20 protein-coding genes are annotated in these 17,896 nt (G+C 63.1%); 14 read left to right on the forward strand and 6 right to left on the reverse strand.

The window, feature by feature from the left end:
- Nucleotides 1–36 precede the first annotated feature (36 nt).
- Nucleotides 37–1,110 (reverse strand): M4 family metallopeptidase, encoded by a 1,074-nt coding sequence (locus tag ACEN42_RS24975; protein ID WP_371885070.1) that lies wholly within the window; start codon nucleotides 1,108–1,110, stop codon nucleotides 37–39.
- 456 nt (nucleotides 1,111–1,566) lie between these two features.
- Between ACEN42_RS24975 and ACEN42_RS24980 the strand changes: the two genes are divergently transcribed.
- From ACEN42_RS24980 to ACEN42_RS25025, 10 genes are all read left to right on the forward strand, one after another.
- On the forward strand, nucleotides 1,567–3,393 hold the full coding sequence (locus ACEN42_RS24980; RefSeq protein ID WP_371885045.1) for an alpha/beta fold hydrolase: 1,827 nt from the start codon (nucleotides 1,567–1,569) through the stop codon (nucleotides 3,391–3,393).
- A 330-nt stretch (nucleotides 3,394–3,723) separates the two neighbouring features.
- On the forward strand, nucleotides 3,724–3,981 hold the full coding sequence (locus ACEN42_RS24985; RefSeq protein ID WP_035508838.1) for a hypothetical protein: 258 nt from the start codon (nucleotides 3,724–3,726) through the stop codon (nucleotides 3,979–3,981).
- A 43-nt stretch (nucleotides 3,982–4,024) separates the two neighbouring features.
- The gene (locus ACEN42_RS24990; protein ID WP_187606881.1) at nucleotides 4,025–4,282 is read left to right on the forward strand and encodes a hypothetical protein; all 258 of its coding nucleotides are present in this window, start codon (nucleotides 4,025–4,027) and stop codon (nucleotides 4,280–4,282) included.
- A 40-nt stretch (nucleotides 4,283–4,322) separates the two neighbouring features.
- Nucleotides 4,323–4,580: a hypothetical protein gene (locus tag ACEN42_RS24995; RefSeq protein WP_187606882.1), complete on the forward strand. Its 258-nt coding sequence runs from the start codon at nucleotides 4,323–4,325 to the stop codon at nucleotides 4,578–4,580.
- Nucleotides 4,581–5,061: 481 nt separating this feature from the next.
- Nucleotides 5,062–5,319, forward strand: a complete 258-nt coding sequence (locus tag ACEN42_RS25000; RefSeq protein WP_035511874.1) for a hypothetical protein — start codon at nucleotides 5,062–5,064, stop codon at nucleotides 5,317–5,319.
- 452 nt (nucleotides 5,320–5,771) lie between these two features.
- On the forward strand, nucleotides 5,772–6,029 hold the full coding sequence (locus ACEN42_RS25005) for a hypothetical protein (RefSeq protein ID WP_035511911.1): 258 nt from the start codon (nucleotides 5,772–5,774) through the stop codon (nucleotides 6,027–6,029).
- 43 nt (nucleotides 6,030–6,072) lie between these two features.
- Complete coding sequence (locus ACEN42_RS25010; protein ID WP_187606884.1) at nucleotides 6,073–6,330, forward strand: hypothetical protein; 258 nt, start codon at nucleotides 6,073–6,075, stop codon at nucleotides 6,328–6,330.
- Between the two features lie 44 nt (nucleotides 6,331–6,374).
- The gene (locus ACEN42_RS25015) at nucleotides 6,375–6,632 is read left to right on the forward strand and encodes a hypothetical protein (RefSeq protein WP_238212351.1); all 258 of its coding nucleotides are present in this window, start codon (nucleotides 6,375–6,377) and stop codon (nucleotides 6,630–6,632) included.
- 448 nt (nucleotides 6,633–7,080) lie between these two features.
- A complete protein-coding gene (locus ACEN42_RS25020) occupies nucleotides 7,081–7,338 on the forward strand; it encodes a hypothetical protein (RefSeq protein ID WP_371885046.1) in 258 nt (85 codons plus the stop codon).
- Nucleotides 7,339–7,382: 44 nt separating this feature from the next.
- A complete protein-coding gene (locus tag ACEN42_RS25025; RefSeq protein WP_035511437.1) occupies nucleotides 7,383–7,640 on the forward strand; it encodes a hypothetical protein in 258 nt (85 codons plus the stop codon).
- 119 nt (nucleotides 7,641–7,759) lie between these two features.
- Here the strand turns inward: ACEN42_RS25025 and ACEN42_RS25030 are convergent, their stop codons facing one another.
- Entirely contained in the window at nucleotides 7,760–8,749 is a 990-nt protein-coding gene (locus ACEN42_RS25030) for a molybdopterin-dependent oxidoreductase (RefSeq protein ID WP_371885047.1), read from the reverse strand.
- Between the two features lie 197 nt (nucleotides 8,750–8,946).
- Between ACEN42_RS25030 and ACEN42_RS25035 the strand changes: the two genes are divergently transcribed.
- A complete protein-coding gene (locus tag ACEN42_RS25035; protein ID WP_371885048.1) occupies nucleotides 8,947–9,648 on the forward strand; it encodes an SDR family NAD(P)-dependent oxidoreductase in 702 nt (233 codons plus the stop codon).
- 5 nt (nucleotides 9,649–9,653) lie between these two features.
- Here the strand turns inward: ACEN42_RS25035 and ACEN42_RS25040 are convergent, their stop codons facing one another.
- Complete coding sequence (locus ACEN42_RS25040; protein WP_238212357.1) at nucleotides 9,654–10,631, reverse strand: GlxA family transcriptional regulator; 978 nt, start codon at nucleotides 10,629–10,631, stop codon at nucleotides 9,654–9,656.
- Between the two features lie 96 nt (nucleotides 10,632–10,727).
- Here ACEN42_RS25040 and ACEN42_RS25045 point away from each other — a divergent pair, with 96 nt between their 5' ends.
- A complete protein-coding gene (locus tag ACEN42_RS25045; RefSeq protein ID WP_371885049.1) occupies nucleotides 10,728–11,438 on the forward strand; it encodes a GNAT family N-acetyltransferase in 711 nt (236 codons plus the stop codon).
- On the opposite strand, the gene ACEN42_RS25050 is transcribed toward ACEN42_RS25045, so the two are convergent.
- Both ACEN42_RS25050 and ACEN42_RS25055 read right to left on the reverse strand, forming a co-directional pair.
- Nucleotides 11,411–12,364 (reverse strand): LysR family transcriptional regulator, encoded by a 954-nt coding sequence (locus tag ACEN42_RS25050; protein WP_187606889.1) that lies wholly within the window; start codon nucleotides 12,362–12,364, stop codon nucleotides 11,411–11,413. The two genes, ACEN42_RS25045 and ACEN42_RS25050, sit on opposite strands and share 28 nt — an antisense overlap.
- 14 nt (nucleotides 12,365–12,378) lie before the next feature.
- Nucleotides 12,379–13,497: a Gfo/Idh/MocA family protein gene (locus ACEN42_RS25055; protein WP_371885050.1), complete on the reverse strand. Its 1,119-nt coding sequence runs from the start codon at nucleotides 13,495–13,497 to the stop codon at nucleotides 12,379–12,381.
- Between the two features lie 268 nt (nucleotides 13,498–13,765).
- Here ACEN42_RS25055 and ACEN42_RS25060 point away from each other — a divergent pair, with 268 nt between their 5' ends.
- On the forward strand, nucleotides 13,766–14,875 hold the full coding sequence (locus ACEN42_RS25060) for an alkene reductase (protein ID WP_371885051.1): 1,110 nt from the start codon (nucleotides 13,766–13,768) through the stop codon (nucleotides 14,873–14,875).
- 19 nt (nucleotides 14,876–14,894) lie between these two features.
- The gene (locus tag ACEN42_RS25065) at nucleotides 14,895–16,085 is read left to right on the forward strand and encodes an MFS transporter (RefSeq protein ID WP_371885052.1); all 1,191 of its coding nucleotides are present in this window, start codon (nucleotides 14,895–14,897) and stop codon (nucleotides 16,083–16,085) included.
- Nucleotides 16,086–16,089: 4 nt separating this feature from the next.
- Here ACEN42_RS25065 and atzF read toward each other — a convergent pair whose 3' ends face one another.
- On the reverse strand, nucleotides 16,090–17,889 hold the full coding sequence (gene atzF / locus ACEN42_RS25070; protein WP_371885053.1) for an allophanate hydrolase: 1,800 nt from the start codon (nucleotides 17,887–17,889) through the stop codon (nucleotides 16,090–16,092).
- Between the last annotated feature and the right edge of the window lie 7 nt (nucleotides 17,890–17,896).

Raw genomic sequence — 17,896 nt, forward strand, 5'->3', positions numbered from 1 at the left:
TATAGAGTCCCGCAAGCAGACGGACCCGTGCACACGTCACAATACACCGACTTCGGTCCATCCTTTCTTCACCGCCGCCGACTCCGCGCTGCTCGCGCCATAAAGCCTGCTCGCGGTCGACAGCGTCAGCTTAGCGAACGTCTTGAAGGTCGCCGTCGGCTTGAGATGCGAGTCGGTCAGGGTCTCATACCAGATTCGTCCCGCCTTCTCCCACGCATGTCCGCCGATTTCGAGCGCAGCCACACAGAACGCCTTGTTTGGAATGCCCGAATTGATATGCACGCCGCCGTTGTCCTGCGTCGTGCGAACGTAGTGGCTCATGTTATCCGGTTGCGGATCCTTGCCGAGGCGCGGATCGTCGTAGGCAGTGCCGGGATCTTTCATCGAGCGCAGCGCGACGCCTTTTACGCCCTTGGCGAGCAATCCTGCTCCGATGAGCCAGTCTGCCTTGTCGGCCGTCTGTTTGAGCGCATATTGCTTGATAAGCGAACCGAATACATCCGACACCGACTCGTTCAACGCACCCGCCTGCGTCATGTAGTTAAGGCTGGCCGTGTGCTCCGTCACGCCATGCGTCAACTCATGACCGATGACATCCAGCGCAATCGTAAAGCGGTTAAAGAGTTCACCGTCGCCATCGCCGAAGACCATCTGCTGTGAATTCCAGAACGCATTGTCGTAGTCAGTTCCGAAATGAACCGTGCCGATGAGCGGTAAGCCGGCATCGTCGATCGAATTGCGATGGAACACTTCGAGATAAAACTCGAAGGTCGCGCCGAGCCCGTCGTAGGCCTCGTCGACGGCCTCGTCTTTCACGGGCTTGCCGCCTTCGGCGCGAACAACCGTGCCTGGCAGCGTCTCCGTATGGTTCGCCGTGTAGATGGTCCTGTTTGCCGATGGTGCCGCTGCCGTGGGCATCGGCGCGGCGCGGCGCGGTGCGAGCGCCGCCTGTACCGCACGGAAATGCCGCATCGTGTGGTCCTTCGACAAGGTGTCGATGGCAATCTCGCGCTGTTTCGCATCACCATGTTTTGCAATGTTCTCCAGCATATGCGGCGGCAGAATGCAGTAGATCGAATGAGGACGTCCCGGCTTCAGTTGATTGCACATGATCCTGTCCTTGTTAAAAACGAGTTGGATTGGTGACGCGGCTACGACGAAAAATCTAGACGATGACACCGAATAGTCAATGCGGGCGCTTTTACCGAACGCGTTCTCGTGAACCGCTTCATGCGTGTTATTCGAATCTAATATAGGCGTACTAAGGTTTCGATCGAAAGCGATTGAAGTGTCCATCCTCCCGTTCGGGCCATCGAGAACGGCACCTGGCGGCCGAACGCGCTGTGCCCACTAAAGGTTTACCCAAATCATCAATTTGTTGCCCACCGCACCGAACTGAAGAATGGAAAGGATGTTAAATCCTTGCAAAACGTGCAATGAGAAACTCAAGAAAATGCGCGACCTTACTAAAGAGTTAAGCGGTCCAGGGATGCGTGACGTTGCCAGCGTCGCGTTTTACCGAAAGATGCATGCGTGCGTCGGTAATTTCGAAAGCGGAGGCGACGCATGACGCCGATCGTTTTCGGAGGCCGTTTCGGGTGGCTTCATGTCGGTCAGGGAAGCCACGGCGTCGTGCTGTGCAATCCCTTCGGGCACGAAGAGGCTTGGGGACACAAGGCCATGCGCTATCTCGCCGAGGAGCTTTCCCGGCGTGATGTTCCGGTCCTGCGTTTCGACTATCTCGCAACGGGCGATTCAGTCGGCATCGATCACGAAAGCGATCGGCTCGACGACTTTGTCGCGGATATCGGCGCGGCGATCGAACGTTTGCGGCACGACGCCGGCGTGACCAAGATCACGTTATGCGGTTTGCGTCTTGGCGGGACATTGGCGGCGCTGGCTTCGCAACATCCGCTGGTGGATTCGCTCGCGCTGCTCGCACCCGTGATAAACGGGCGTCACTATCTGCGCGAATTGACGGCTTTGCGAAAGACGTGGGTCGAGAATCTTCCCATGGACGTGCGAGCCGGACAGATCGATTCGCCCTTTCATGTGCTCGGGCAGGTCTATAGCGAAGCGTTCCGCAGCCGCCTTGGCGCGCTCGATCTCGGCAAGTCCATAAACCGGCATCGCGCGATGCCCAAGCGCGTGTTCGTGGCCGATCTACGGCCCGGCGCAAGCCAGTCGCTATGCACTGCATTGCGCGATCGAGGCGTCGAAGTGCAAGCGGAAAGCTTCGACGACTACTTCGAATTCATGCAGGAGACAGCATCGTCTACCTTGCCGGAAAAGACGCTCAAGCGGACCGCGCAATGGATAGCGCGAAGCATGGCCGAAGACGAACTCGGCGATGCCATGCCGGACCGCATGAGAAAGGCGTCGCGGCCGAGCATGAGCGACGATGCGATCATCGAAACGCCGGAAGCCATCGAGCGCCCGGTGATCTTCGGCGCGGCCGGACTCTTCGGCATCTTGTGCGAGCCGCGCGACAGGCTCGCGGGTGGACCCGTGATCGTCATCACCAATACGGCAGGGAGCGTGCATCAAGGCGACAGCCGTTTGTCCGTGCGCATCGCGCGGGAAATGGCGCAACGCGGCATTGCATCGTTGCGCTTCGACGCACGCGGCATCGGCGATAGCCCCGCGCGCTCGCCGGATGGAACGCTGGACACGACCGCGTCGATCCATGCGGAAAGCACGATCGAAGATGTCGCGACGGCGGGCGCATGGCTCAAGCGCAAGGGCTACGATAACGTCGTCGCGTTCGGAATCTGCTCGGGCGCGTATAGCGCGTTGCGCGCTTCGCTCGTCGAGCCTGCCATCGCGGCTGTGATCGCCGTGAATCTGCAGCGCTTCTACATCCCCGAGCGGCTGACGCTGCAAGAACTCAGGAACCAGCGGCGCAACACGATGGCGCGTCTCGGGCCGGCCATTCTGAAGCCGAAGAAATGGTGGCTCGTGCTGAGCGGTCAACGCAGGCTCAAGCCGATCGTCAAGGCGTTCGCCTCGAATGCCGCGGCGCGGCTGCAGTCGCAGATGCTCGGTGTGACCCGCAAGAAAGAGGCGCATACCGGCGGCAATCACTCGCTGACCGATCCGCACAGCGTCGTTCACGCGCTCGAACGCAAGGGCGTGCGCACGCTGCTCGTGTACGGCGCGGGTGACGAAGGGCTCGACCAACTCAACGCCCATTTCGGCAGGCACGGGAAAAAGCTCTCGCGAACAACGAGAGTGAAGGCCGCTGTTTGCAGGGATGTCGATCACGCGCTCTATGACACGCGCGCGCTGGCCAGCGTGATTGCATTGTCCGAGACCTTCATTCGCGATCTGCAGCCGGCCAGCGCGCCGGTCATGGAAGCCATTGCGCCGCTCGGCGTATCTCAGCAACTTTGAGTTGATCCCTACGTCGTCTTCGATACGGAACGTGGCCCGCTTTCGCCGGGCGCGGTTCCGTATCGAAGACAAGACGCCTCGGTTCGTGACGATGTTCGTCCGACACCAACATATATCCCCGATCTGTCTTTAGGCCGCCGACACGTTCACACCGAATCTCCGGTGTCGAATCGATGCAAAGTTGCGTCGGTGTCGAAATTTCCCTCGCTTTATCAGCCGGTTAGATTAACCGAACAGATCTTCTAGCCCCTCCTGGCACAGCCCTCGCATATGTAGCTGCGAGCGCAACGATTAATGCTCAACCAACCCACCCAGTCCAGGAGAACCATCATGTTGAAGATCGACAACCTCGCAGTCAGCAAAGAACTCGGCCGCGCTGAAATGGGCGCTATCGTCGGCGGCGCAAGCATCTTCCAGAACAACGGCATCAACGCCAACTCCATCAGCGGCTTCGCTTTCGCCAGCCCGCAAACCAACGTCGCTCCCGTGACGCAAGTCGATGCCTCGCAACACACCGACGTCGACGTGAAGAACATCACCAAGTCGCTTTCCTCAATCGGCAGCCTGCTCGGCGGCGTCGCGGTCTGATAACTCTCTCATCCCAAACCACACACTCATTCGGAGAACCATCATGTTGAAACTCGACAACCTCGCAGTCAGCAAAGAACTCGACCGTGCCGAAATGGGCGCTATCGTCGGCGGCGCAAGCATCTTCCAGAACAACGGCATCAACGCCAACTCGATCAGCGGCTTCGCCTTCGCCAGCCCGCAGACCAACGTCGCTCCCGTGACGCAAGTCGATGCATCGACGCACACGAACGTCGATCTGACCAACGTCACGAAGTCGCTCGACGCGGTCGGCAGCCTGCTCGGCGGCGTGAAGGTCTAAAGCCACTCAATCATTCATTCAAGTTATCAGGAGAGACATCATGTTGAAGATCGACAACCTCGCAGTGAGCAAAGAACTCGGCCGCGCTGAAATGGGCGCTATCGTGGGCGGCGCAAGCATCTTCCAGAACAACGGCGTCAACTACAACTCGGTGAGCGGCTTCGCTTTCGCCAGCCCGCAAACCAACGTCGCTCCGGTGACGCAAGTGGATGCTTCGACGCACACGAACGTCGATCTGACCAACGTCACGAAGTCGCTCGACGCGGTCGGCAGCCTGCTCGGCGGCGTGAAGGTGTAAGCATCGACCCTCGAAGGGAGAAGGAACCACGACGTTTCCTTCTCCCTCTCTTCGCATTTCCGCTTCGTTATCGATTTACAGGCCCTCGCGCGCAACGCGCGGATTCACGCGGCCGTCCTCGCTCCAAATTCTCGTCTCACGGGCAATCGCCTGGAAGCTCGTGCGCGCGCACAGGGTGCTGCGTTTCTGCGTCTACTTGCGCCGGAACATGACCGAATCGATTCTGTATCCGTCGATCGAGTTGTCAGTCCCCCGCCGACACGTTCCGGCCGTGTGTCTTCCGCTATCCGACGATTCGATCATGCCGACACTTCGCCAATCGCTCGCGCATTGCTCATCGAGCATTTATTTGCCTTCATCTTCAACGAGTTGGATTAACCGAACAGATCTTCCATATCTCGCTGGCACGGCCCTCGCATATAGAGATGCGAGCGCAACGATTGGTGCTCTCATCCAACCACACAGTCCCAGGAGACACATCATGCTGAAGATCGACAACCTCGCAGTTAGCAAAGAACTCGGCCGCGCTGAAATGGGCGCCATCGTCGGCGGCGCGAGCATCTTCCAGAACAACGGCGTCAACTACAACTCGGTGAGCGGCTTCGCGTTCGCCAGCCCGCAAACCAATGTCGCCCCGGTGACGCAAGTGGATGCTTCGACGCACACGAACGTCGATCTGACCAACGTCACGAAGTCGCTGTCGTCGGTCGGCAGCCTGCTCGAAGGCGTGAAGGTGTAAGACAGACAGCTTCATTCAAGGGAGAAGGAACGATTTCCTTCTCCCTTTTCTCGTTTCTGCTCCCCTGCGACGCTCTACGCGAGTGTCCGCATCACGTTATAAATAATTCGGGTTCCGAATTATTATCCCGCGCTGTCGATTCCGACGAAAACATCTCTCGCAGCTTGCGCGCTCATCCGGTCGCTCTATGCATCGCGGTTCGGCTTTATAGCGCCTGTTCGCTACACACCGACTGACCGTGCCTAACTGTTTTTCTGCGACAGACAGCTAGTCCCGAACCGTCGAGTCTAAATCACCTCGCAAATCGGATCAGAAATTATTTTTCTATTAAAAATCAACGGATTATCGCGATGTGGCCGACCTTCCAACTCCGCCTGGCACAGCCCTCGCATATGTAGCTGCGAGCGCAACGATTAATGCTCAACCAACCCACCCAGTCCAGGAGAACCATCATGTTGAAGATCGAAAACCTCGCAGTCAGCAAAGAACTCGGCCGTGCTGAAATGGGCGCCATCGTCGGCGGTGCAAGCATCTTCCAAAACAACGGCATCAACGCCAACTCGATCAGCGGCTTCGCCTTCGCCAGCCCGCAAACCAACGTCGCTCCCGTGACGCAAGTCGATGCCTCGCAACACACCGACGTCGACGTGAAGAACATCACCAAGTCGCTTTCCTCGATCGGCAGCCTGCTCGGCGGCGTCGCGGTCTGATAACTCTCGCATCCCAAACCACACACTCATTCGGAGAACCATCATGTTGAAGATCGACAACCTCGCAGTCAGCAAAGAACTCGGCCGCGCTGAAATGGGCGCCATCGTCGGCGGTGCAAGCATCTTCCAGAACAACGGCATCAACGCCAACTCCATCAGCGGCTTCGCTTTCGCCAGCCCGCAAACCAACGTCGCTCCCGTGACGCAAGTCGATGCCTCGCAACACACCGACGTCGACGTGAAGAACATCACCAAGTCGCTCTCGTCGGTCGGCAGCCTGCTCGGCGGCGTCGCGGTCTGATAACTCGTCTCATCCCAAACCACACACTCATCCGGAGAACCATCATGTTGAAACTCGACAACCTCGCAGTCAGCAAAGAACTCGACCGTGCCGAAATGGGCGCTATCGTTGGCGGCGCGAGCATCTTCCAGAACAACGGCATCAACGCCAACTCCATCAGCGGCTTCGCTTTCGCCAGCCCGCAGACCAACGTCGCGCCGGTGACGCAGGTGGATGCTTCGACGCACACGAACGTCGATCTGACCAACGTCACGAAGTCGCTGTCGTCGGTCGGCAGCCTGCTCGAAGGCGTGAAGGTGTAAGACGGACCGCTTCATCCAAGGGAGAAGGAACGATTTCCTTCTCCCTTTTTCTCGTTTCTTCCCCACTGCGACGCTCTACTCGAGTGTCCGCATCGCATTGCAAATAATTCGGATTCCGAATTATCATCCCGCTCCGTCGATTCTTAAGAAAGCGAATTCACGCTTTCATCGGGTCCCTCTACGCGCCGCGGTTTTGCCTTTCCTCCGTGCCTGTTCGCCTAACACCGACAGATCATGTCCTTATGTTTTTCTTCGACCAACATCTGATCCGGCGTCTTCGGCGCGAAGTCGCCTCATAAAGCGAAGATCAAATTATTTTTCTATTAAAAATCAACGCATTAGCGAGATGCGATCGAGCTTCCAACTCTGCCTGGCACAGCCCTCGCATATGTAGCTGCGAGCGCAACGATTAATGCTCAACCAACCCACCCAGTCCAGGAGAACCATCATGTTGAAGATCGAAAACCTCGCAGTCAGCAAAGAACTCGGCCGTGCTGAAATGGTCGCCATCGTCGGCGGCGCAAGCATCTTCCAGAACAACGGCATCAACGCCAACTCGATCAGCGGCTTCGCCTTCGCCAGCCCGCAAACCAACGTCGCTCCCGTGACGCAAGTCGATGCCTCGCAACATACCGACGTCGACGTGAAGAACATCACCAAGTCGCTTTCCTCGGTCGGCAGCCTGCTCGGCGGCGTCGCGGTCTGATAACTCGTCTCATCCCAAACCACACACTCATTCGGAGAACCATCATGTTGAAGATCGACAACCTCGCAGTCAGCAAAGAACTCGGCCGCGCTGAAATGGGCGCCATCGTTGGCGGCGCGAGCATCTTCCAGAACAACGGCATCAACGCCAACTCCATCAGCGGCTTCGCCTTCGCCAGCCCGCAGATCAACGTGGCGCCGGTGACGCAGGTCGACGCGTCGCAATACACCAACGTCGATCTGAAGAACATCACGAAGTCGCTGGACTCGATCGGCAGCCTTCTGCACGGCGTGAAGGTCTGAAGCAGCACCGTCGACAGGAGAAGGAACAAACGTGCTTCCTTCTCCTCTCTTCACGCTTCGGTGCCGGCGCGAAGAGATCATCGGCAAGCAAATGGCCTGAAAGACACCTCCCGCGCAAATCACCTCGGCGCAGAGACCACTTCCAGCGCCACCAGATTCGACACGTAGCGCCCCGCCTTGCTGTCAGTCGGAATCACGAGCCGGGCAAAGCCGGTTCCGGGCAACGCCGCCCCGTTCATCGCATAGGCGACGATATCCGGCTGATTGCCGAAATCCGGCGATAACTCCGCAAGCGAAATCACCACGCGATAACCATCGCTGCCAGTCGCGATGACATAGAAGCCCAGCAGGTCGTTCTTGGCCGTCGCACTGGTCTGAACGCCCGCCGCGTCGATCAGGTTCCACAAACTCACACCCGTATAGGTATTCGCGCCGATGGTCCGCGTGACGGCAGGCAGCGCCTGCAGCGCGGCCATGTCTAAGGTTGCCGGATGCGCCACCGCTCCGCTCAACTGGAATTGCGTGGTGGCTCCGCCGCCGCTCGCCGTGACCTGAGAGACCGCCGTGCCGACTTGCAGCTTCACCAGATTGGAAACGTAGCGTCCGCCCTTGACGTCGCCCGGCGCGGTCACACGCAGCGGACCATCCGTCGATGTGAGCGCGGCGCTGACGCCGTTCACCGTCTCGGCGTAGACCACCTGATTGCCGCGATTGCCGAAGTCCGGGCTCAACTCGCCCATCGCGAACAAAGCGCGGTAGTTGTCGCTGCCGGTCGCCACCACGTATTTCGCGAGCACGTCGTTGTGCACGGCCGGGTTGGTCACGATGCCGACCTGGTTCAGCAAGGTCCACAGACTCGCGCCGGTATAGACGTGGGTTTGCTGACCGGTGCCACTGCCGAACGAAACCGTCTGCACGCTGGCCGGCAGCGCCTGGACCTGTGCAAGCGTGAAATTCGTCGATGCCGTCACGTCGCCCGACACCGACAAAACCGTCTGCGACGACGTGCCGTTGTCGTCGCCGCCACCACACGAGGTCGCCGCAATCGGCAGCAATGCCAGCGAACACAGCAGCGCGGCCAGACGCTTTACGTCACGTGAAAATCCCATCGGTCAGCTCCCTGAAATATCGGACACGTTATATCGGAACGGATACAGCGAGCGACGTTCGCAGAATTTCAGGCAATTGGCAATGCGTGGTAGCGACTAGGGGGCACGTTGCGCCCTGTCATGCGGCCTCCCCCGGTCGCGCGCCGATTTCAGCGCACGGTTATCATCGGCTTCGTCATCCTTCCGAGCGTGAAGCCATGAGTACTCTTCCTTACCGCAGCGCCCTCATCATCGGTGCCGGAAGCGGCATCAGCGGTTCTCTCACCCGGCGTCTGCGCGCCGAGAATATTCCCGTCGTCATCGCGGCGCGCAACGTCGACAAGCTGTCGGCGCTCGTCGATGAAACCGGCGCAATCGCGCTGCTCGTCGATGCATCCGATGCCGACCAGACGGCCGCGCTCTTCGCCGAAACCGATGCGCGCATCGGCGCGCCGGAAATCGTGATCTACAACGCGAGCGGGCGCGTTCGCGGGCCCATCGCGGAACTCGACGCCGCGGCGGTCGAACAGGCTGTCGCCGTCTCGGCGTTCGGCGCGTTCCACGCGGTGCAGCAGGCGGCGCGGCGCATGATCCCGGCGGCCAAAGGCGCGATCCTGCTGACGGGCGCGACCGCGGGCGTCAAGGGATTCGCGCTGTCCGCGCCGTTCGCGATGGGCAAGTTCGCTCTGCGCGGCCTCGCGCAGAGCGCCGCGCGGGAACTGGCGCCGAAGGGGATTCACGTCGCGCACTTCGTCATCGATGGCGGCGTGCGCTCCGATCAACGCGCCGATCCGCCCGACGCGCCGGACAGCACGCTCGACCCCGACGCCATCGCGCAGACCTATATCGATGTGCTGCGCCAGCAACGCAGCGCGTGGGCCTGGGAAATCGAGCTGCGGCCGTGGGTGGAAAAGTTCTGAGCGCCTCAGGTCTCGTCAGCGCCACCCGCCCGTATCTGCTTCACCCCGCGCCCGAGCCGCCGCCGCAACAGCGTGCGCAACGTCGCGCCGTCGACATAGCCGACCTCGGCGGCGATGGCCTCGATATCGAGCCGGCTCGAACGCAGCAGATGCACCGCCCGCTCCACGCGAAGATCCTGGAAATACGACAGCGGCGACTTGCCGAGCACCGCCTCGATGCGCCGCTGCAAGGTGCGCGTGCTCGTCGCGAGCGCGTGGGCGGCGGCGTCGAGCGAAAAGCCCTGCGCGAGCCGCCCGCGCGCCCAGCGCTCGAAGCGCTCGACCAGCGGGTCCGCGCGCGCCAGATGATCCGGAATCATGTAAGGCGCCTGCGACGGACGCGCGTCCACGATCAGGTAACGCGCCACCGTAGCGGCCAGCGCGGGACTCGCCTGATTCATCAGCCAGAGCGCGAGATCGAGATGGCCCATCGCGGCGCCCGCCGTCGCGAATTCGCCCGATGGCACGACCATGCGCCCGCTGTCGAGGCGCACGTCGGGATAGCGCTGTCGGAACAACGGCGCGAGCCACCAGCTCGTGGTGGCCTCGTGACCGTCGAGCAAGCCGGATTCCGCCAGCACGAACGTGCCGATACACGCCGCCGCGATCTTCACGCCGTCCGCGTGATTTTCCGCGAGCAACTGCATGGCATCTTTCACGTCGCGGCGGGCGAGCGCCGGCAGCAATTGGGCGGGCATCTTGGTGGCGGGCGCGGGCACGATCAGCCAGTCGGGGCGCGCCATTGCGCTCGCGGATTTGACCGGCACGCGCATGCCGAGCGCGGTGCGCACGTCGCGCCGCATGCCGATCAGCTCGATCTCGAAGCGCGGGCCGACGCCCGGCTCCAGCATGTCCGCCAGCTCGTTCGCGGTGGTGAAGGCGTCGAGCACGGCGGACAGCGCCGTATCGAATACGCCGTCGAGGGCGAGAACTGTCGTGCGCATGGCGTAAATGATTCTAAAAGTGTCATTTCCGACAATAGCCGTGACGCACCGATCTGTCTAGAGTGACGGTTATCCGATTCATTACACGGAGCAGACATGAGCCTTCCGACGCAAACAGCACTCGACCGCCCGATCTGGACCGCGCTGACGACGAGACAGACGCATCTCGGCCTGGGCGACACGCTCGCGCGGCGTTTTCATCCGGACGTCGCGCCTTTCGCGGCGGTCGCGTCGGAAACGCCGGACGCGTGGCGCGCGCTGCACGCGCTGTTGCAGCCCGGCGAGCAGGTCGCCATTCTGTCGGCGGATACGGTCGCGGCAATCGATACCTTGCAGGCGAAGCGCGTCGGCACGATTCATCAGATGGTCGCGACACAGCGCTTCACGCAAAGCCTCGACGACAGCGACGTGATCGACCTCGGCCCCGCCGATGTCGACGACATGCTCGCGCTCGTACAACGCACCAAACCGGGTCCGTTCGGCAAGCGCACGCGTGAGATGGGTCACTACATCGGGATTCGCGAGCAGGGAGAACTCATCGCGATGGCGGGCGAACGCATGGCCATCGAAGGTCATGTCGAGATCAGCGCGGTTTGTGTCGACGAACGCTGTCGCGGACGCGGTCTCGCCGGCCGGCTGATGAACATCCTGCGCAGGGAAATCGGGCTACGCGGCGAAACGCCGTTCCTCCACGTGTTCAGTCACAACGAGAGCGCCATCGCCCTGTATGAACGGCTCGGCTTCGAATTGCGCCATGCGTTCGCGCTCACGCAGATCAGTCACGCCGAATCCGGAAACAAGTGTTGATGCAGGAAGTCGACGAACACGCGCACCTTCGGCGGCGTCATGCGGCCTGACGGCCAGAGCGCGCGAAAGGGGATGCGGTCCGCCGTGAAATCGCGCAGGACGGCGACGAGCGAGCCATCGGCGAGTTGCGCGCGCACGGCATAGTCGGGCACGCTCGTAAGACCCAGGCCCTGCTCCGCCAGCGCGATAAGCGGCTCGACCGCGCTCGCGATTGCTGTCGACGGAAGTTCCACGTCGAAGGGCGCGCCATCGCGCACGAAGGTCCAGCGCCTGAGACGTCCCGTGCGCGAGAAGCGATGCTGAAGGCACGCGTGCGCGCCGAGCATCTCGGGCGTCGCGGGCACGCCGCGCGCTTCGAGATAATCCGGCGAGCCGACGATCAGATGCGTGTAGTGCCCGAGCGTGCGCATCGTGAGTTGCGAATCGATTGCGTCGCCTGTGCGCAGCACGACATCGAAACCATCGTCGATGACATCGACGAGACGGTCGCTGAAATCGATATCGAGCTGCACTTCGGGATACGCGTGCATGAACGCCGACAGCACCGGCATCAGCAGCGTGCCGACGAGCGGAATGCTCACGCGCAGGCGGCCCATCGGCTTCGCGCGCGATATCGCCAGTTCGGACTCGGCCTCTTCGATCTCGCCGAGAATGCGCTGGCAACGCGCGAGAAATAGTTCGCCCTCGGGCGTGAGACGCACGCTGCGCGTGCTGCGATGAAAGAGCCGCACGCCGACGCGCGTTTCCAGCCGCGCGACAGCCTTGCCGATCGCCGATGCCGAAAGCCCGAGTTGCCGCCCCGCTTCCGCGAAGCTCAGCGTTTCCGCCGCGCGCGTGAAGACGACCATGCCGCTCATGTGGTCCAGCGCGCCGGGCGCGCGCGCGGCGGCCGCGCTGGTCGCGCTTGCGGTCGGCGTCTCGTTCATCGCAAGGCTCTCCGTCATTCTGACGATCCGATCCCCATGAATCGACGCGACGCATACGATGCCTGCGCGCGATCGATCAGTTCGTGCATCCGCACGGCATCGGCGAAAGTGGGGGCGTCATGCGTGCCGTTCGCCACGTCGTGCGCAAAGGCCCAGTACAGCTCGGCCAGTTCCAGCACGGCGGAAGGCAGGCCCGATTCCGGCAACCGATGATAACGCTCCGGCACATCGAGCGGCACGAGCGGCGCCTTGTCGCCATGCGCGCCGACGATGCGGTAATCGTCGCCGACATCGCCGAACGCGGACGTATTCGTGATGCGCAGGTCGCCTTCCGTTCCGGTGATGTCGATCTGCACGCCCGACCCGTTGCGCTTGCCGCCCTCGATATGCACCGACAACACCGCGTTGCCGTTCAGCATGCCCGCGAGCACGAGTTGATCGGGCGCGCTCGTTTGCATCGACTCGCCGCTCTCCTTGATCGTGACGAGCGGAAACTGATTCGGCGTGAGCGCCGCGATCGACACGGGCCAATCCGTCGCGTGGAGCAGCATGTCGAGAAAATGGCCGCCGTAAATCGACACGATCGACGAAAAGTTCTCCGGCGGCACGGTCCATTCGAGCGTGCGCGAGCGCATCGCCTGGAAGTAATTCACGCTCACATGCATGCGCACGGAGCGCAGTTCGCCGACATAGCCTTGCCCGATCAGATCGCGCACGTAACGATTGTGCGACGCGAGCCGCCGCTGCAAGCCGACGACATGCCGCACGCCGCGCGCTTCGGCCAGCGCGAGCAGTTCCTGCGATTGCGCGAGCGTGGTCGTCAGCGGCCATTCGCAGTAGACGTCCTTGCCGGCGGCAATCACGCGCTTCACCGTGTCCGCATGCTGCGGCGCCGTGTTGAGCACGACTACGAGATCGATATCGTCGCTTTCGACGAGTTCATCGATCGATGCCGCCACGCGCCCTATCCGGTATTCGCGCGCCGCCTCTTCCGCAGCCTCGCGCCGATGGCTGTACACGGCCTGCAGCGTGTATTGCGGCAGCAGATCGAGCACCCGCAGATGCCCATGCCGCGCCCAGTTGCCGACGCCGATCACGCCTACGCGCAACGGAGCGATGTGTGTTGTTTCCATGATGTTTCCAATGTCCGAAAGGTGGCGTGGATTATCGGAACGGCAGTCGGGCGGATAAATGCCGCAACAGCGACATGACTGTTCTGCTCACCCAAACAATCGCCGCTTCGCCGCCACGGCTGGGCGAGGCGCGATTGCGGACACACGTGTCCGGGGTGCCTGAACTCGCGGGCGGTTTTTCTCGGGGCGCGCCGCGTCTACAGTCCGGGTCAAGCGTCGCCGGTCGTCGGCGTCACGCAACAGCTACCCGGAATTGTGGAGAAACGAAATGTCCAGACTGTTTTCGCACGTCAAAGTCGGCTCGTATGAATTCGGCCATCGCGTCGTCCTCGCCCCGCTCACCCGCATGCGTGCCGAATCGGGCGCGCGTCCCGGCCCGCTGATGGCCGAATACTACGCACAGCGCACTTCGCCCGGCGCGCTCCTGATTGGCGAAGCGACCATCGCCGCGCCGGAAGGCAACGGCTATCTCGGCGCGCCCGGCCTGTACGACGACAGCCAGATCGCCGGATGGAAAGCCGTCACCGATGCCGTGCACGCAAAGGGCGGCCGCATCTTTCTTCAGCTTTATCACGCAGGGCGTCAGTCGAACGCGCAGTTGCAGCCCGATGGCGGCCGCCCGGTCGGGCCGTCGGAAGTGCCGCACGGCGGCGTCGCGTACACCGAGGCCGGCTGGGTGCCGAACACGCCGAATCGCGCGCTCGAAACTTCGGAGATCGCGGGCATCGTCGAAAGTTTTCGCGCGGCGGCGGCACGCGGCGTCGCAGCGGGCTTCGATGGCGTCGAACTGCATGCGGCCAACGGCTATCTCTTCGACCAGTTCCTTCAGGACGGCAGCAACCGTCGCACCGACGCATACGGCGGCACGATCGAAAATCGCGCGCGCCTGCTGCTCGATACGGCGCGCGCCGTGATCGGCGTCTGGGGCGCGGACAAGGTCGCGGTGCGACTCGGGCCGAGCGGCTCGTGGGGCGATATGTCCGACAGCGATCCGCAGGCGCTCTTCGCCTACGTCGCGACGGAGCTCGACAAGCTCGGCATCGCGTATCTGCATCTGATCGAGCCGCGCATCGCGGGCAATGTCGAGGATGAGACGCGCGATCAGACGCCGCTCGCGGCGAAGTCGCTGCGCGCGCATTTCCGTGGCCCGATCATCGTGGCGGGCGGCTTCGACGGCGTCAGCGCCGAATCGATCCTCCAGTCCGGCGACGCCGATCTGGTCGCGTTCGGCCGCCACTTCATCGCCAATCCCGATCTGCCGGAGCGCCTGCGCAAGCACCTGCCGCTCAATCCCTACGATCGCGCGACCTTCTTCGGCGGCACGGATGTGGGCTACACCGACTATCCGTTCCTCGACGAGCAAGCCATCGCCGCGTGATATCGCCGGAGTTCCCAACATGACTACGTCTTCGTCCAGCGCCAGCCGGCGCTGGCTCGCGGTGCTTTCCATCGCGCTCGGCTCGTTCGCTTTCGTGACGACCGAATACATGCCCGTCGGCGTGCTGCCGGCGATCGCTTCGGACCTCGGCGTCACGCCCGGCACGGCTGGCCTGATGACCACGACGCCGGGCATCATCGCCGCGATCTCGGCGCCCGTTCTGCTGCTCGTCGCGGGACGCCTGAACCGGCGGCTGATCCTGCTTCTGCTGTCGATCGCGCTCGTCGCATCGAACGTCGTCTCGGCGTTCGCGACCGACTTCACGACGATGCTCGCCGGCCGCGCCCTGCTCGGCATCAGTCTCGGCGGATTCTGGACCGTCGCGCTCGGCGTCTCGGGACAGATCGTCGCGGAAGAAGACAGCGCCCGCGCGAGCGCGACCATCTTCATGGGCATCACGCTCGCGACGGTCATCGGCGTGCCGCTCGGGACGTTTATCGCGGGGTTGTTTTCGTGGCGCGTGTCGTTCTTCGCGACGGCCGCGCTCGCGCTCGCCGCGCTGCTCCTTCAGGCGATGCTGCTGCCCGACCTGCCGCCGCGCGCCGCCGCACGCATCGGCGATTTCGGCCGCATGCTCGCGCGCACGACCGTGTTGCGCAGCCTGCTGCTCGTTGCGTTGCTGTTCGGCGCGCACTTTTGCGCCTACACGTATATCGCGCCGTTTCTCGAAGTCGACGCCGTGCTCGGCGCGGCCTGGGTCACCGCGCTGCTGCTCGGTTTCGGCATCGTCGGTTTCCTGTCGAACTTCGTCGCGTCGGCGTTCGTGAAGTCGCATCCGCGTCTCGCGCTCGCCGCGACGACCGCGCTCGTCATCGCTTCGCTGCTCGCGCTGCCGGCCTTCGCGCACGTTGCGGGCGCGGTCGTGGCGGGCGTGCTCGCGTGGGGCATCGCGTATGGCGCGATTCCGCTGTGCCTGAGCGTGTGGATGCAACTGACAGCGCCGAAGCAGCCGGAAGCGGCATCAGCGCTCTTCGTCAGCGCGGTGCAGACCGCGATCGCGGCGGGCTCGCTCGCGGGCGGCATCGCGGTCGATCACGCGGGCGCGACCGGCGCGATGCATCTCGGCGTGCTGCTCTCGGCGCTCGGGCTGGCCGTGCTCGCATCGTTCGGCACGAAGCGGCACACGCTCGCCGCCGTGCTCGGCCGATGATCGCTCACACGGCGCGCTCGAGCCAGGCGCGCCAGCCGCCGTATCGCGTGATGTCGACGGCGCCTTCGAGCGCATGCGCCTCGCACACGAAGCCGGTTTCCCAGCGGCCGTCCGCGAGTTCGACCTTGCCGAGCGCGAGCGGCGCGGGAATGCCCGCGAGGAAGGAGCCGACCTCCGCGCTCGGCAACGTCCACACTTCGACCGCGATCGCCGCGCCGTTCGCTTCGTCGCGTGTCATGCCGGGCCGCTGAACCGCACCGCCCGCGAGCGCGTACAGACGGTAACGCGGCGCGCTCGACGTCGCTTCGACGAGGCGCGCGCCGCGTGCGGTCAGTTGCCCGTTCAGCGGCAAGCCCGCGAGATGCGCGCCGCACACGACGAGCTTCATCGTGTCGTCACGCGCGGCCTGTGCGGGCGCATCGGTGTCCTGGCGCGCGCCGCCGACGAGCGGCACGTCGAGCTTGCGATGCAATGCATCGGCGACACTCAGCAGATATTGATCGGTGAAGGCGCGGCCAAAAAGCGTCACGCCCCACGGCAGGCCATTGCGCATGAAACCCGCGGGCGTCGCGATGGCGGCGTAATCGAGCAGATTCATGAAGTTCGTGTAATGCCCGAGCAGCGAGTTCGCACCGATCGGATCGCGCTCCAGTTCGGCGAGCGTGACCGCGCGCGGAATCGATGGCGTCAGCACGCAATCGAGATCCGCGAGCACGGCGTCGCAACGCTGCTTCAGTGCCTGAAGCTTGTATTGCGCGCGAAACGCATCGACGGCGGTGGCGCCCGGCGCCTTCGCGAGCACGTCGCGAATCACGGGCAGCACGGCATCCGGCTGCGACTCCATCAGCGCGCCGGCGACGCTATAGCGCTCCGCGACCCACGGCCCTTCGTAGAGCAGGCGCGCGGCTTCGAGGAAAGGCGCGAAGTCGATGTCGATCGCCTCGCCGCCGAGCGCTTCGAGCGCCGCGCGCGCGTTGGCGAAGAGCGCGGGACTTTCATCGCAACCCGCGAATTCAATCTGACGCGGCACGCCGAAGCGAAAGCGCGCGACCTTGCCGAACGCCGCCGCATCGTTCCATTGCGGATTCGCGCGGCTGTACGCATCGGCGGGATCGTGGGCGGCCGTGAGCGCGAGCAGCGTGCTCGCCTCGCTCGCGGTCGCGGTGAAATACGTCACGCAGTCGAGCGTGCGACACGCGGGCACGACGCCCGCCGTCGACAGCAGGCCCTTCGTCCCCTTCGTGCCGACGAGATTGTTCAGCGCGGCGGGCACGCGGCCCGATCCGGCGGTATCGGTGCCGAGCGCGAAGCTCGCGACGCCCAGCGCGACAGCCAGCGACGACCCCGCGCTCGATCCGCCCGACGGATAGTCCGCCAGCACGCTGTTGCGGCACTTGCCGTAGGGCGAGCGCGTGCCGTTCAGGCCGGTCGCGAACTGGTCGAGATTGGTCTTGCCGATGGGCACCGCGCCGAGCGCGATCAGCTGCGCGACGAGCGTCGCCGACTGCTCCGGCGTGTACGCGAACGCGGGGCACGCGGCCGTCGTCGGCACGAGCGCGAGATCGATGTTGTCCTTGATCGCGAACGGCACGCCGTAGAGCGGCAGCGAATCGATATCGCGTGCATCGAGCGCCGCGAGATACGGCTCGATTTCGTCATCGTTCAGCAGATGAATGAAGAGCCGATAGTCGGGGTTCAACTGAGCCGCACGCGCGCGCAACGCGCCGATCAGCGCGCGCGGCGTCGTGCGGCCTTCGCGATATGCGGCGCGCAGTGCGGGAAGACGCAGGTCGAATGAATCCATGTGCGAT

This window comes from Caballeronia sp. S22, assembly GCF_964261745.1.
In the GTDB taxonomy this organism is placed as follows: Bacteria; Pseudomonadota; Gammaproteobacteria; order Burkholderiales; family Burkholderiaceae; genus Caballeronia; species Caballeronia jiangsuensis.

What these genes read in the sequence shown, in the direction of transcription:
- ACEN42_RS25025 (WP_035511437.1), top strand. Translation starts at nt 7,383, where the DNA reads ATGTTGAAGATCGACAACCTCGCAGTCAGCAAAGAACTCGGCCGCGCT.
- ACEN42_RS24995 (WP_187606882.1), top strand. Translation starts at nt 4,323, where the DNA reads ATGTTGAAGATCGACAACCTCGCAGTGAGCAAAGAACTCGGCCGCGCT.
- ACEN42_RS25010 (WP_187606884.1), top strand. Translation starts at nt 6,073, where the DNA reads ATGTTGAAGATCGACAACCTCGCAGTCAGCAAAGAACTCGGCCGCGCT.
- ACEN42_RS25020 (WP_371885046.1), top strand. Translation starts at nt 7,081, where the DNA reads ATGTTGAAGATCGAAAACCTCGCAGTCAGCAAAGAACTCGGCCGTGCT.
- ACEN42_RS25015 (WP_238212351.1), top strand. Translation starts at nt 6,375, where the DNA reads ATGTTGAAACTCGACAACCTCGCAGTCAGCAAAGAACTCGACCGTGCC.
- ACEN42_RS24980 (WP_371885045.1), top strand. Translation starts at nt 1,567, where the DNA reads ATGACGCCGATCGTTTTCGGAGGCCGTTTCGGGTGGCTTCATGTCGGT.
- atzF (WP_371885053.1), bottom strand. Translation starts at nt 17,889, where the DNA reads ATGGATTCATTCGACCTGCGTCTTCCCGCACTGCGCGCCGCATATCGC.
- ACEN42_RS25000 (WP_035511874.1), top strand. Translation starts at nt 5,062, where the DNA reads ATGCTGAAGATCGACAACCTCGCAGTTAGCAAAGAACTCGGCCGCGCT.
- ACEN42_RS25065 (WP_371885052.1), top strand. Translation starts at nt 14,895, where the DNA reads ATGACTACGTCTTCGTCCAGCGCCAGCCGGCGCTGGCTCGCGGTGCTT.
- ACEN42_RS25045 (WP_371885049.1), top strand. Translation starts at nt 10,728, where the DNA reads ATGAGCCTTCCGACGCAAACAGCACTCGACCGCCCGATCTGGACCGCG.
- ACEN42_RS25005 (WP_035511911.1), top strand. Translation starts at nt 5,772, where the DNA reads ATGTTGAAGATCGAAAACCTCGCAGTCAGCAAAGAACTCGGCCGTGCT.
- ACEN42_RS25055 (WP_371885050.1), bottom strand. Translation starts at nt 13,497, where the DNA reads ATGGAAACAACACACATCGCTCCGTTGCGCGTAGGCGTGATCGGCGTC.
- ACEN42_RS25050 (WP_187606889.1), bottom strand. Translation starts at nt 12,364, where the DNA reads ATGAACGAGACGCCGACCGCAAGCGCGACCAGCGCGGCCGCCGCGCGC.
- ACEN42_RS25035 (WP_371885048.1), top strand. Translation starts at nt 8,947, where the DNA reads ATGAGTACTCTTCCTTACCGCAGCGCCCTCATCATCGGTGCCGGAAGC.
- ACEN42_RS24990 (WP_187606881.1), top strand. Translation starts at nt 4,025, where the DNA reads ATGTTGAAACTCGACAACCTCGCAGTCAGCAAAGAACTCGACCGTGCC.
- ACEN42_RS25060 (WP_371885051.1), top strand. Translation starts at nt 13,766, where the DNA reads ATGTCCAGACTGTTTTCGCACGTCAAAGTCGGCTCGTATGAATTCGGC.
- ACEN42_RS25030 (WP_371885047.1), bottom strand. Translation starts at nt 8,749, where the DNA reads ATGGGATTTTCACGTGACGTAAAGCGTCTGGCCGCGCTGCTGTGTTCG.
- ACEN42_RS25040 (WP_238212357.1), bottom strand. Translation starts at nt 10,631, where the DNA reads ATGCGCACGACAGTTCTCGCCCTCGACGGCGTATTCGATACGGCGCTG.
- ACEN42_RS24985 (WP_035508838.1), top strand. Translation starts at nt 3,724, where the DNA reads ATGTTGAAGATCGACAACCTCGCAGTCAGCAAAGAACTCGGCCGCGCT.
- ACEN42_RS24975 (WP_371885070.1), bottom strand. Translation starts at nt 1,110, where the DNA reads ATGTGCAATCAACTGAAGCCGGGACGTCCTCATTCGATCTACTGCATT.